This window comes from Luteibacter sp. TLI7-4A, from assembly GCF_056754745.1.
The window spans coordinates 993,595-1,008,105 of the sequence record NZ_JBPGWO010000001.1 but is presented as its reverse complement, the minus strand read 5'-3'; the positions used below and the strand labels follow the sequence as shown (position 1 = coordinate 1,008,105).

Annotated in this window: 3 protein-coding genes; all 3 read left to right on the top strand. The window is 68.4% G+C overall.

Annotated elements, in window-relative coordinates:
- The first annotated feature begins 225 nt into the window (after nucleotides 1-225).
- The 3 genes from ACR9Y6_RS04500 to ACR9Y6_RS04490 are packed head-to-tail and all read left to right on the top strand — an operon-like array spanning nucleotide 226 to nucleotide 14,511.
- A complete protein-coding gene (locus ACR9Y6_RS04500; RefSeq protein ID WP_481280183.1) occupies nucleotides 226-6,975 on the top strand; it encodes an amino acid adenylation domain-containing protein in 6,750 nt (2,249 codons plus the stop codon).
- On the top strand, nucleotides 6,972-13,355 hold the full coding sequence (locus ACR9Y6_RS04495; protein ID WP_481280182.1) for an amino acid adenylation domain-containing protein: 6,384 nt from the start codon (nucleotides 6,972-6,974) through the stop codon (nucleotides 13,353-13,355). The genes ACR9Y6_RS04500 and ACR9Y6_RS04495 overlap by 4 nt, the downstream gene beginning before the upstream one ends.
- 25 nt (nucleotides 13,356-13,380) lie before the next feature.
- A complete protein-coding gene (locus tag ACR9Y6_RS04490; protein WP_481280181.1) occupies nucleotides 13,381-14,511 on the top strand; it encodes a glycosyltransferase family 2 protein in 1,131 nt (376 codons plus the stop codon).

Below are 14,511 nucleotides of genomic sequence, written 5' to 3'. Positions count from 1 at the left end.
CCCGAACCCGGGAGCTATAAAAGATTCCACAGACGCGAAAGGGGCAACCGGCCCCTCGCGCGTGAAGGGGGATCGCATGAAAGCCGATGGCACGGCGTGGACGAGGGAAAGCAGGGGCAACGCGAAAAGCCGCGGCGAAGCGCTCAGCGCTTCGCACGGCCTCACTGTCGCCGCCTCGACCTTTTGGCCTATGCCCTCGCGCGCTCCCAACGGGTACGAGGTCGCATGATGAACGAAGTCCTTTCCAGCGTCCGGCAAGACACCGGCACCGTCCACGGTCGTTTCAGTGCGGTGGCGAAAGCCTGCCCGGGCCGCACCGCCCTGGCATCGGACGCGTTGAACCTCACCTATGCCGAACTGGACGCGCGCAGCGATCGCGTCGCGGCCAGCCTGGTGGCAACAGGCGTGGAACCGGGCAGCTATGTGGCGCTGCTGATGGAACGTTCGGTCGAGGCGGTCGTGGCGGTGTTCGGCGTGTTGAAGGCCGGTGCGGCTTATCTGCCGATCGATACGCGCTGGCCTGCCGAGCGCGTCGCCTTTGCGCTGCGCGATGCGGATGTGGCCGCGATCGTCGCGGATGGGGGATTGGATATCTCCAGCGAGGAGATTCCCCTGTTCAGTGTCGCTGAGCTGGAAATAGCCGGCGAGGCTTGGGCCGGAACCGGCGAGCACCCCTCACCGCTGAAGCGGCTCCCACAGGGGGGGAGTGGGGACGATCTTGCTTATGCCATGTATACATCGGGGTCGACGGGTACGCCCAAGGGCGTCGAGATTCGTCATACCTCGATCCTGCGACTCGTCCTGCGTTCGGACTATATCGACTTCGACGCGCCGAAGGTGTTGCATGCCGCGCCGCTCGGTTTCGATGCCTCCACGTTCGAGATCTTCGCGCCGCTGCTCAATGGCGGTACCTGCGTGGTCTATCGCGAGCGCGTTCCGACCGGTTGCGGTATCGCCCGGACCGTCGAGCGCCACGGCGCCGAGATCGCCTGGCTGACTGCGGCATTGTTCAACGCGATCGTCGACGACGATGCGAGCAACCTCTCGGGCCTGCGCGTGGTGCTCACCGGTGGCGAAGCGCTCTCGGTACCGCATGTACGCAAGGCCTACGCCGCGCTTCCGGCCACGCAGCTGATCAACGGTTACGGTCCGACGGAATGCACCACCTTCGCAACGACGTATCCGATCCCACGTGAACTCCCCGATGGGCTTCACGCGATTCCCATCGGCATGCCGATCGGCGAAACCACGCTTCATGTTCTCGACCCGGAAGGCAACGACGTCGCCCCTGGCGATACCGGCGAACTATTCATCGGTGGCAGCGGCGTCGCGCGCGGCTACCTCAACCGTCCCGAACTCACCGCGGAGCGCTTCGTCGCCGGTGGCACGCGTTACCGCACCGGCGACCTGGTGCACTGGCTACCCGATGGCAACCTTGCCTTCGTCGGCCGTGCCGACGGTCAGGTAAAGATTCGTGGCTACCGCATCGAGACAGGCGAGATCGACATCGCGCTGCGCGCCTTGCCCGGTGTCACCGCCGCGGCAGTGATCGCCCGCGAAGACGCGCCCGGCGAGAAGCGCCTGGTCGCCTATTACGTCGGCCACGACGAGACCGTGACCGCACGCGGGCTTCGCGACGCGCTCGCCCTCACGCTGCCGGAGTACATGCTTCCCGTGGCGTGGATGCGTCTGGACGCGCTACCGATCAACGACAACGGCAAGCTCGACCGTCGCGCCCTGCCCTCGCCCAGCAGCGCCCGTCCCGAGTTGGCAGCGCCTTTCGTGGCACCGCACGGTGACATCGAAACGCGGCTATGCGCCATCTTTGCCGAGACGCTCGGCCTGGACACGGTCGGTCGCGACGACAACTTCTTCGACCTCGGCGGCAGCTCCCTTCTTGCGACGCGCGCCATGACTCGCGTGCACGAAGAGCTGTCGCCGACCCCTTCACTGGTCGGCTTCTTCGCGCAGCCGACCCCGGTCGCCGTCGCGGCCACCATCGAGGGGCGCGCCACCCGGCAGGCGTTGGCAGGACGCTTGTCGGGCGGCGCGCCGGCGGCGGGGGAGCCGGTGGCGATCATCGCCATGGCCGGCCGCTTCCCCGGTGCACCCGACGTCGAGACCTTCTGGGACAACCTCTGCGCCGGACGCGAATCGATCCGCTACTTCACACCCGGCGAACTCGATCCCGCCGTCAGCCAGGCGGATCGGGACGATCCGGCTTACGTCGCTGCCCGCGGTGTCATCGACGATGTCGAGCAGTTCGACGCCAGCTTCTTCGGCATGTCGCCGCGCGAGGCCGAGCTCACCGATCCTCAGCAACGCCTGTTCCTGGAGCTGTGCTGGGAGTGCCTTGAGCGCGGCGGCTACGTGCCAGATGCGCAAGACACGCCGGTGGGTGTCTTCGGTGGCATGCATAACGCGACGTACTACCAGAAGCACATCAGCGGGCGGCCCGACCTCATCGACAAGCTTGGCGCCTTCCAGGTCATGCTTGGGAACGAGAAGGATTACCTGGCCACGCGCGTCGCCCACAAGCTCAACCTGACAGGCCCGGCGATCAGCCTCAATACGGCATGCTCCACCTCGCTTGTCGCCATCACGCAGGCCTTCGACGCCTTGCGCGCGGGTCGCTGCGGCATGGCGCTGGCCGGCGGCTCGTCGATTTCCTGCCCGCCGAACAGTGGCTACGTCGCGCAGGAAGGCTCCATGCTTTCGCCCGACGGCCATACACGGACCTTCGACGCCGATGCGCAGGGCACGGTGTTCAGCGACGGCGCGGCCGTGGTCCTGCTGAAGCGCCTTTCCGATGCGCTACGCGATGGCGATCCCATCTATGCAGTGATTCGCGGCGCCGCGGTCAACAACGATGGCGGTGTCAAGGCGAGCTTCACCGCGCCGAATGCCGCCGGCCAGGCCGCGGTGATCACGATGGCCCTGGACGATGCCGGTGTGTCGCCACGTGACATCTCCTATGTCGAGGCGCATGGCACGGCCACGCCACTCGGCGATCCGATCGAACTGGAAGGACTGACGCAAGCGTTCCGCCAGGCAACGACCGACAAGGGCTTCTGCGCCCTGGGCTCGCTCAAGAGCAACGTCGGCCACCTCGTGATGGCCGCCGGTGCGGCCAGCGTCATCAAGACGTCGCTGGCACTGTGCGAGCGTCGCCTGCCCCCTTCGCTGCATTACACCGCGGCCAATCCGCGCCTCAACCTCACCGACTCCCCGTTCGTCGTGAACGACACGCTGCGTCCGTGGCAGACTGCTGGCGGCCCCCTGCGTGCAGGCGTCAGCTCGTTCGGCGTCGGCGGCACCAATGCCCATGTGATTCTCGAGGAGGCGCCGGAGCGCACTCCTTCCGATGCGGCCAGCGGCGCCCAGCTTCTGCTGATTTCCGCGCGAACGCCCACGGCGCTCGGCAACGCCGCGGCGCAACTCGCCGATCATCTCGCCGCGCACCCGGATGGCAACCTCGCCGACACTGCGTGGACCCTCGCGCGCGGCCGCAAAGCCTTCGTCCAGCGCAGCCACGTCGTTGCCTCGTCCACCGAGGATGCGGTGACAAAGCTGCGCGATATCGCCGCCGCGGCGATGTGCCGTGCATGTGCGACGCCATCGCCCGGCATGGTCTTCCTCTTTCCGGGACAGGGGTCGCAGTACGCCGGCATGGGTCGCGAACTTCACGCCACGGAGCCGGTGTTCCGCGCCGCGCTCGATGAAGTCGCCGGCGCCCTGCGCGGTGAACTCGGCTTCGACCTGCGCGACCGCATGTTCGCCGCGGATGCCGATGCGCTGAAGGCGACCGAACTGACCCAGCCCGCGACCTTCGCGCTTGAATATGCGCTTGCCCGCCTGTGGATGAACCTGGGTGTCGAACCCGTCGCCATGATCGGCCACAGCGTCGGCGAATTTGCCGCCGCCGCACTCGCCGGCGTCATGTCGTTGGCCGATGCCGCCCGGCTCGTCGCGCGCCGGGGCCGCATGATGCAGGCCCTTCCCGCCGGGTCCATGCTTTCCGTTCGCCTGGGAGCCGCGGAGCTGCGCGCCCGGCTCCCGGACGCTCTTTCCCTCGCCGCTGAAAACGCGCCGAACGCCAGCGTCGTCTCCGGCGATACCGAGACCGTCGAGGCTTTCCGCACGACGCTCGAAGCCGAAGGCGTCGCCTGCCGCGTGCTGCACACCTCGCACGGCTTCCACTCCGCGATGATGGATCCCGTGCTGGATGCGTTCCGTGCCGAAGTGGCCGCGGTCTCGCTCTCCGCACCGCGGATCCGAATCGTCTCCACGCTGACCGGCCTGCCGCTGACGGACGAGGAAGCAACCTCGCCGGACTACTGGACCCGGCACATGCGCCACACGGTGCGCTTCTCGCCGGCATTGCTGCACGCGCTGGACGACGGCACGCATGCCTTCCTCGAAGTCGGTCCACGGCCAAGTCTAGCCTTGCTCGCACGGCAGCACTCGCAGAGCCGCGGCCGCACGATCGTCGCTTCGCTGGGAGATGGTCCCGCCGACGAGCGTGCCGCATGGCTTGGCGCCGCGGGCGCCTTGTGGTCCGCCGGGGTCGGCATCGACACCGGTGCGCTTGACCATCGCGCGAATCGGCGCCGCGTGCGACTGCCTACCTATCCTTTCGAACGCAAGCGGCACTGGATCGACGCGCGCCTTCCCGCGTCCGTCACGCCGATCGCCAATGCGGCGCCCCATCTGCCGCTCGCCACCGTTTCTCCCGTCGTACCGGAGCCTGTTCTCATGCCGATGCCTTCCGCACATTCCACCGCCCGTCCCCAGCGTCTTGTCGGCGAACTCGCCGCCCTGTTCGAGGATGTGTCCGGCACCGAGCTCGAAGGCGTCGACCCATCGGCCAATTTCGTCGAACTGGGACTCGACTCGCTGTCGCTGACCCAGGTCGCCTTGCAATTGCAGAAGACCTACGCGCTCAAGATCACTTTTCGCGAACTGATGGACGGGTGCTCGTCGTTCGAACGACTCGCCGCTCATATCGATCGCCTGTTGCCGGCTGAAGCCCAGTCGGCTGCGCCCGTGGCCGCGGCTATCGCCGCGCCTGTCACGGCGGTGGCACCGGTGGCCCTGGCCACCGGCGGCGGACTGGTCCAGGACGTGATCGCACAACAAATGCAGATCATGCGGGAACAGCTGGCGTTGCTGGCGGGAGCCACCGCTTCCGCGGGAGCCGCGGCCCCTGTGGGAGCCTCAGCCTTTGTGGGAGCCTCAGCCCCTGTGGGAGCCGCTTCAGCGGCGATGGGTGCTCGCGACGACCTGGCGGCCGCTCCCGCGGCCATCGCCGCTGAAGCGGCTCCCACACACAGCACGGGCCCCACACAGGGCACGGCTTCGGCACAGGGCACGGCTTCGGCACAGGGCCAGGGCGCGGCCGCCAACGACGAGGAAGCGGCGCTCGCGCATACCACCTACGATGTGAAGAAGGCCTTCGGCGCGATCGCCCGCATCCATTCCACGAACACCAACCTCTCCGCGAGGCAGCGCGCGCGCCTCGACGCGTTCATGCGCCGCTACATCGAGCGCAGCAAGGCGTCCAAGGCCTATACGGAAGAGCACCGCCCGCACCTCGCCGACCCGCGCGTGGTGAACGGCTTCCGTCCCTTGCTGAAGGAAATCGTCTACCAGATCGTGATCGAGCGTTCCAAGGGCTCCAAGGTCTGGGACCTCGACGGCAACATGTACGTCGATGCGCTGAACGGCTTCGGCATGAACCTGTTCGGCTGGCAGCCCGACTTCGTACTCGACACCGTGCGCAAGCAGCTCGATGCCGGGTACGAAATCGGTCCGCAGCATCCACTCGCTGGCGTCGTCGCGAAGCAGGTCTGCGAGTTGACCGGCTTCGACCGTGCGGCTCTCTGCAACACCGGCTCCGAAGCCGTCATGGGTTGCGTTCGCGTGGCGCGTACGGTCACCGGCCGCGACACCCTGGTGATCTTCACCGGTTCATACCACGGGATCTTCGACGAGGTGATCGTCCGCGGCACGAAGAAGCTGAAGTCGGTGCCGGCCGCGCCGGGTATTCTCAAGAACACTTCCGAGCACGTCCTCGTACTCGACTACGGCACGCCCGAATCCCTGGCGATCATCCGCGAGCGCGCCTCGTCCATCGCCGCCGTGCTGGTCGAGCCGGTGCAGAGCCGCCGTCCCGATTTCCAGCCGGTCGAGTTCCTCCAGGAACTGCGCGCGATCACCGAGGAATCCGGCTCCTTGCTGATCTTCGATGAAGTGGTCACGGGCTTCCGCTCGCATCCGCGCGGAGCCCAGGCCATGCTCGGCATCGATGCCGACATGGCGTCGTATGGCAAGGTCGTCGGTGGCGGCTTCCCGATCGGCGTCATCGCCGGCAAGCGCCGCTTCATGGACGCGCTCGATGGCGGCCACTGGCGGTTCGGCGACGATTCCACGCCGACGGTCGGCGTCACGTACTTTGCCGGTACCTTCGTGCGCCACCCGCTGGCCCTGGCCGCGGCGCACGCGGTGCTGAATCATCTCGTGCAAGAGGGTCCCGAGCTCCAGGCATCGCTCAACGCGAAGGTCACGGCGATGGCCGAGGAACTCAACGCCTTCTGCGTCAGTGTCGGCGCGCCGGTTCACATCGTGCACTTCTCGTCCGTGTGGAAGACGATCTTCGACGAAGACCATCCGCTGCAGGATCTGCTCTTCGCGATGATGCGCAGCCGCGGCATTCACATCCTGGACAACTTCCCCTGCTTCTTCACGACAGCGCACAGCGAGGCGGATTTCGCCGCGATCGCGAATGCCTTCCGTGAATCCATCCTTGAAATGCAGGAAGCGGAATTCCTGCCGCGCCGCCGCGAGACGGCCACCTTCGATGCCGAGCATCCGCCCGTACCCGGCGCGCGGCTCGGCAAGGACCCCGAAGGACGTCCCGCGTGGTTCGTTCCCAACCCGGATGCGCCGGGCAAGTACCTGAGGGTGACCGCATGACGCACAATGAGCTGGCCGCCGCCACGGCGGTCGACTACGATCCGTTCGCAGGCGCGCCGCTCACGCGGCTCGTCCCGACGACGGCACCGCAGCGCGAGGTGTGGCTGGCATCCCGGCTGGAGCCGGAGGCCTCGCTGGCTTATAACGAAGCGGTTTCGCTCGACCTCAAGGGCTTGCTCGACGTGCCGGCTCTCGAATGGGCACTGCAGGCGATCGTCGATCGCCACGAGGCCTTGCGCGCGACGTTCAGCGGCGATGGCGAAGGCCTCTTCGTCACCGGCCATGCCACGCTGCCGATCGCCTTCCACGATCTTTCCCTGCTGGCTCCGTTCGAGAGCGACGCACGGATCACGGCCGCGTTCTCGCGCATCGTCACGACGCCGTTCGACCTCGAGAACGGCCCCCTGGTCCGCGCCGAATTGTTCCGTCTCGGTGCCGACCGCCACCTGCTGACCATCGCCGCGCACCATATCGTTTGCGACGGCTGGTCGTTCGGCGTGATCGTGAGCGATCTCGCCGCCCTTTACGCGCAACGGACAGGCCAGGGCCCCGGCCCGGCACCCGCGGGCGCGTTCTCGAACTTCGCGTTGGCCGAGGCTGCGCACGCCGGCAGCGAGACGGCCCGGGAGGACGAACAGTACTGGCTCGACCGGTTCGCCGGCCCGGTCCCCGTGCTGGACCTCCCAACGGACCGCTCCCGCCCCCGCCGGCGGACGTTCACCTCACGGCGCGAAGACCGCATGCTGGACCCGACGGAAGTCGCCGCGATCAAGCGCCTGGGCGCCGCCCACGGCGCGAGTTTCTACGCGACCCTGCTCGCCGCGTTCGCTGTCCTGCTCCGCCGGCTGGCGGGGCAGGACGACGTGGTGATCGGCATTCCCACGGCCGGCCAGGCGGCCGAAGGCCAGCAGACGCTGGTCGGCCACTGCGTGAACGTGTTGCCCCTGCGTGCGCGCATCGACGACGAAGCGAGTTTCGCCACGGTGCTCGGCACCGTGCGCAACGACCTGCTCGACGCCTTCGACCACCAGCGCTACACGCTCGGCAGCCTGCTCGCCCGGCTCTCGCTGGCACGCGATCCCTCGCGCCTGCCGCTGGTGGCGGTGCTGTTCAACCTCGACGCGCAACTGGACGAGACCACGGTACGGTTCCCGGGCCTTCGCTTCGCCGTGGAAGCGGTGCCACGTGAGTTCGAGAACTTCGAGATGTTCGTCAACGCGGTGCAGGTGGACGGCGGATTGCGCCTCGAATGCCAGTACAACGCCGACCTTTTCGAGGGCGCCACGGTGCAAGGCTGGCTCGACGCGTATGCGACGCTGCTGCGCCACGCCGCGCTGGACCCGGCGGGAGCCGCCGTCGCGCTGCCGTTGGTATCCGACGCCGTGTACCGCGAACTGGCCGCGTTGCAGCCTGCGCCCACCCCGTTCCCGGAACTCCGCCTGGCCCATGAATTCTTCGAGCATCAAGTGGACCGCGCGCCCGAGCGCGCCGCCGTCCGCCACGCCGACCGCTCGCTCAGCTATGCGGCGCTGGAATCGCGTGCCAACCGCATCGGCAACGCGTTGCGCGCGCGCGGCATCGGCCACGGCGCCCTGGTCGGCCTGTCGTTGGCCCGCGGCTTGGACATGGTCGCGGCCGTGCTTGGCGTACTGAAATCCGGCGCCGGCTACGTCCCGCTGGACCCTGCCTTTCCCGCCGAACGGCTCGCCTTCATGGCCGAGGATGCGTCGCTCGCCGCGCTGGTGGTGGACGACGATACGCCGCTGGCGTTCGATTTCGATGCCGCGCGCGTGATCGCGCTGAACAGCGAGGAAGTCATCGATGCATCCTTCGAACGGCCCGAGCGCGACCGCCGCGCCGCCACGCCCGACTCCGTCGCCTATGTGATCTTCACCTCCGGCTCCACCGGCCGGCCCAAGGGCGTGCGCGTGCCGCACCGCGCGGCGGCGAACTTCCTCACCAGCATGCAGCGCGTGCCGGGCATCGCCCCGGACGACCGGCTGGTCGCGGTCACCACGCTGTCGTTCGACATCGCCTTCATGGAACTGATGCTGCCGCTGACCAGCGGCGCGGAGATCGTCGTCGCCGGCCGTGACGACGTGCGCGATGGCGGACAGCTGCGCAGGCTGATCGAAGACTGCGACGCCACCATGATGCAGGCCACGCCCGCCGGCTGGCGCCTGCTCGTCGACGCAGGCTGGCAAGGCCGGCCCGCCTTCCGCGCGGTGTCCGGCGGCGAACCGTTGGCCGTCGACCTTGCGGAAGCCCTGCTCGACCGTTGTGGCGAGGTGTGGAACGGCTATGGCCCCACCGAGACCACCGTGTATTCGACCTATTGGCGTGTATCCGACCCGCGCGGCGGCATCTACATCGGCCGTCCGATCGCCAACACCACCGTGCACATCCTCGATGAACGCGGCAACCATTGCCCGCTGGGCGTGCCCGGCGAAATCCACATCGGTGGCGCCGGCGTCACGCTCGGCTATCTCGACCGTCCCGAGCTCACGGCCGAGAAGTTCGTCGCCGACCCCTGGTCGGAAGCGCCCGATTCGCGCATGTACAGGACCGGCGATCGTGGCCGCTGGCTCAGCAACGGCTTGCTCGAACACATGGGCCGTCTCGATTTCCAGGTGAAGGTACGCGGCTACCGCATCGAGCCGGGCGAAATCGAGTGCGTGCTGGCCGATGCGCCGGATGTCGCCCGCGCCGTGGTGATGGCACGCGAGGATCGCCCCGGGGACGTGCGCCTGGTCGCCTATGTCGTGGGCCGCGAGGGTGCCGCCGCACTCGACGAGGACGATCTGCGTGCGCGCTTGCGCGCGCGCCTGCCCGACTACATGGTTCCGCAGCATATCCTCGTGCTCGAAGCCATTCCGCTGCTGCCCAACGGCAAGACCGACCGCAAGTCCCTGCCGCCGCCGATCGCCCATTCCGTCTCCACGTCGGGCGAGCGCATCGCGCCGCGCAACGAGGACGAGCGCCGCGTCGCCGCGGCGATGGAAAGCGTGCTCTGCCTGCCCGACCTCGACATCCGCGACGACTTCTTCGCCCTCGGCGGTCACTCGTTGCTGGCCGCGCAGCTCACCGCCCGCCTCAACCGCGAGTTCGGCGTCACCTTGTCGTTCCGCACGTTGTTCGACGCGCCCACGATCGAACGGCTCGCCTCCGCGATCGGCGCGCAGGTGGCCAGCGGGAGCGCTCCGGCCACCGCGCCCGTGGGCCATCGCCCCGCCGCGGAACAAGACCATGCCCCGCTGTCGCTGATGCAGCGCCGGTTGTGGGCCTTGGAGCGGATGCATCCCGGCCGCGTCACCTACAACGCACCGTCCGCGCACCGCCTGCGTGGCCAGCTCGACGAGCACGCCTTCGACATGGCCTTCCAGGCCCTGATCCAGCGGCAACCGATCATGCGCACCGCCTTCCGCGACCACGGCAACGACATCGCGCAGGTCGTGGTGCCCCGGCTGGAGTATCCCCTCTTCCCCGCGGAGGACCTGAGCCACCTGCCGCAGGAGGAACGCGAAGCCCGCCTGATGCAGCGCCTGCAGGAACTGACCGACACGCCATTCGATCTCGGCACCGCGCCGCTGTTCAGCGCGCGCATGTTCCGCCTGGCCGACGACGAGCACGCGCTCTTCTTCATGCCGCACCACATCATCTGGGATGGCTGGTCGTTCGACATCCTCTACAACGAGTTGTCCGCGCTGTATCGCGCTTTCGCCGCCGGACAACCCTCGCCGTTGGCGCCGCTGCCCGTGACCTATGGCGATTTCGCCGAGTGGCATGCGCAGTGGCTCGAATCGCCCGCGTTCCAGGCCCAGCTCGGCTATTGGCGCGAGCGTCTCGCGCAGATGGGTGACGTGCGCGCCCTGCCCACCGATCATCCGCGGCGTCCCGGCATGTCCGGCCTCGGCCGGACCGAATGGATACGTGTGTCGCGCGAGGACACCGACGCCATGCACGAGGTGGCCCGCCAGGCGGACGCCACGCTCAACATGACCTTGCTCGCCCTGTACTTCGCGATGCTTTCCAGTTCGGCCGGCCAGCACGACCTCGTCGTCGGCACGCCGGTGCGCGGGCGCAACCAGACCGAACTGGAATCGGTCATGGGCTACTTCAACAACCTGTTGCCGCTGCACGTGAGCGTCGATCCGGCGCTGTCGTTCCTGGAGTTCGTCCGTCACGTGAAACGCACCGCCATCGAGGCCTTCGGTCATCCCGACGTTCCGCTGGAATACCTGCAACGCGAACTGAAGGTCGGCCATGGCGCGGGTGCCACGCTCTACCAGGCGTTGTTCTCGTTCCAGGATGCCCGTCAGCGCGTGGTGGACTGGGGTGGTCTCGCCCATGAACAGATCCTGCTGTTCCAGAGCGGTGCCACGGAGGACCTCGGGCTCTGGTTCCTGGAAGGCCACGCGGGCATGGTCGGCGGCGTCACCTATAACGCGGACCTGCTGCAGGCGGATACGGCGCGGCTGATGCGTGAGCGTTACCTCGGCATGATGCGCAAGGTCGCCATCGATCCCGCGATCGCGGTGGGTACGCTCACCGCGGCCACCGCGGCCGAACGCGAACGCATGCGCGACTGGAACGCGACCGGTGCGGACGCGCGCCTGCCCGCCGACCTCTACGCCCTGGTCGCCCGGGGCGCCGCGATCTCGCCCGATGCCGTCGCCATCGCGCAGGGGAACCGCGAAACGACCTACGCGTCGCTGCTGCGCCGTGTCGACCGCATGGCGGTGCTCTTGCGCGAACGCGGCGCGAAGAACGGAAGTGTCGTCGGCCTCTGCGTCGACCCCGGCAGCGAACGCCTCGCCGCCCTCCTGGCCATCGCCAGGACCGGAAGCACCGCCCTCCTGCTCGACCGCGCCGACCCCGCGGCGCGGCTGCGCGACATCCTCGCCGATGCGCGGATGACCGTGCTGGTCGGCGACGCCGCGCTCGAAACGACGTTGGACTGGCCGCGCGCATGCGCCCTCTGGCTCGATGCGGACCACGCGGAACTCGATGCCGCCGTCGTTGGCGAGGACGATTTCGCCACGCGTCCCGATGCCGATGGCGCCGCCATCGCCTTTCACACCCTGGGCCCCGATGGCAAGGCGCGAGGCACGGCGCTTTCGCACCGGGCCGTCGCCGCGGCCGTGGAAGGGCTCGCCGACGCGCTCGCCTTCGACGCCGGGCAGCGTGTTTCCGGGGATGCCTTGCCCGTCGACCCGATGTCGGTCATCGCACCCCTGCTCGCGCTGGCCCATGGCGCCACCTGGCGGATCGTGGACGCCCACGCCCTCGCGCATGGCGACCTTTGCGATCTCGATACCTTCATCGCCAGTCCCGAGACCTGGCACGCGCTCGTCGACACGAACTGGCCGGGCGATCGCCGCCTGCGTGCGGTCGTCGCCGGCGGTACGCCCACGCCGGACATGGCGGTTCGCATCGCCGCTTCCACGGCGGAGCTATGGACCCTGTTCGGCGACGCCGCATCGGCTCCCGTCGCGACGTGCGGCCGTGTCGAACACATCGCCGACGCCTTGCACGAAGGCCGTCCGGCCACCCATGCGGAAATCTGGATACTCGACGACGACGGCGAGCCCTGCCCGATCGGCGCGACCGGTGAACTCGGCATCGCCGGGCGCGCGCTCGCCATGCCTTTCGGCCAGCGCGCCAACGCGGAACGGCAGCCGGGTGACGGCGGGCTGCTGCGCACCGGCTACCGCGGACGCTGGCTGGCCGACGGCCAGTTGCAGGTGATCGGGCGCGACGACCGGCGCATCCGCCGCCGCGGCCTGGACGTCGAGCCGGCGGCGATCGAAGCCCTGCTCGTCGCCCAGCCAGGCATCGTGCGCGCCATGGCGGTGCCACGGACGGACCATGCCGGCCTCGTCCTCCTCGATGCCTATGCGGTCGGCGCACCGGGTAATCCGCCGGACGTCGAAAACCTGCGCGCCGCGCTGGCCACGTCGCTACCGGCCTGGTCCATGCCCGCGCACCTCGTCGTGCTCGATGCCTTGCCGCTGCTGGCAACGGGCGAAGTGGACGTCGCGGCCTTGCCGCTTCCCGCGGAACCCCGTGCGGGCGCGTCGGTGGAAAGCACCGAGCCGCGCAGCGAAAGCGAGCGGCTGCTGGCGTCGGTATGGACCGAACTGCTCGGCATGTCGCGCATCCGTACCAGCGACAACTTCTTCGACGTGGGCGGTCATTCCCTGCTCGCGGTGGACATGGCCGTCCGCGTCCAGAAGCTCACGGGGGTGCAACTCAACCTGCTAGACATCGCCAATGGCACGCTCGGCACGCTGGCCGCGGAACTGGCGGTCGCCATCCCGGCCGCCACGGCGCCCGCCACGAAACGTGGCCTGCTAAGCCGCCTTCTTGGACGCGGCTGACCTGGCGCCCGGGGGGAACGCCGACATGACACATATCGCCTGGTTCGTCTGCTGGAGTTCGGCGGCGCTGCTACTGCACGTCTTCGTCGGCTACCCGCTGCTGGTGTGGATGCAGGCCCGCCTGCGTCCATTGCCGGTGGCGCGACGCGCGATCCTTCCCACGGTCAGCATCGTGATGGCCGTGCACGACGGCGAGCGTTTCATCCGCGCGAAACTGGCCAGCCTGAGGCAGCTGGACTATCCCGCCGAACTGATCGACATCGTCATCGCCTGCGACGGTTGCCACGACACGACGGTGACGACGGCACGGCGTTCGACCGATCCCCGGGTGACCGTGCTGGACTTTCCCAACCGGCGCGGCAAGGCGGCCTGCCTGAACGATGCCGTGGCACTGACACGTGGCGAGGTCCTGCTCTTCACCGACGTCCGCCAGAAGCTCTCCCCGGTGGCCTTGAAGGAACTCGTGGCCAATCTCGGCGACCCGACCGTGGGCGCGGTGGGCGGAGAGCTGCACATGGAGAACGTGCGCAGCGGCTTCGCCCAGGGCGTCGACTTCTACTGGCGCTACGAGAAAGGCATCCGTCATGCGGAAAGCCTGTCCGGCTCGACGATCGGCGTCAGCGGCGCCTTGTACGCGATACGCCGTTCGCTGTTCCAGCCGTTGCCCGCGGGGACCGTGCTGGACGACGTGCTCGTGCCCATGCGCGTGGCGGCGCAAGGCAAGCGCGTGGTCTTCGAGCCCAAGGCGATGGCGTGGGACCAGCCGTCGCAACTGCCCGAGGAAGAGCGGCGGCGCAAGATCCGCACGCTCGCCGGAAACTATCAGTTGATCCAGCTCGCGCCATGGTTGCTCGCGCCGTGGCGCAATCCCCTCTGGTTCCGCTTCGTCAGCCACAAGCTCCTGCGCCTGTTCGCGCCGTGGCTGATCCTGGCCCTCACGGCCAGCACCGGCCTGTTGTTCACCCGTCACCCCATGTACGCCCTGGCCTTCGGCGGACTGATCGGAGGACTGCTGCTGGTCGGTCTCGCACGCCTGCAACCGCCACTGGGACGCCTGTTGCCCCTGCGCATCGCGGTCGCCTTCTTCTACCTCAACCTCTTCGCGGCGCAGGCGCTCGTGGCCTTCGCACGCAATCGAAGGCTGCACCTATGGTGA